At 57.0% G+C, this 309-nt stretch carries 1 protein-coding gene; it reads right to left on the bottom strand.

The annotated features are described in order from the left end of the window. Positions 1-112 precede the first annotated feature (112 nt). The coding region (locus KMS84_RS44355) for a phosphate-starvation-inducible PsiE family protein (protein WP_256921523.1) at positions 113-309 on the bottom strand (197 nt) is incomplete at its 5' end.

The raw sequence follows: 309 nt of genomic DNA, 5'->3' as shown, positions 1-309 counted from the left end.
GGTTAAGCCTTGCGCACACCGCTCCAGGCAGGCACAGGTCTGAACCGATTTTCTAACGGCAGAACGCGCCTGCAGCGAGCGAATTCGTCAGCGGCTCAGGTACAGTAAATTGCTACTCAGACAGGTCGCGGTGCCGCAAAAGCCAGCAAAGCAGGCCCAGTACCAATGTCGCGAAACCTAGCGCCGCGATGGTTGAAGCCGGAGTAACGGCTGAATCCAGGATGACAAATTTTCGGCTTAGAGCCAGCAATGCAATCATCAATACCGTTCTCACCTGCACGACGCTGTTTCGCCTGAGGGCGGGCCGCA

This window comes from Streptomyces hilarionis (genome assembly GCF_024539675.1).
GTDB classification, from domain to species: Bacteria; Actinomycetota; Actinomycetes; order Streptomycetales; family Streptomycetaceae; genus Streptomyces; species Streptomyces hilarionis.
The sequence above is the reverse complement of the archived record's forward strand: the minus strand, read 5'-3'. Positions and strand labels throughout refer to the sequence as shown.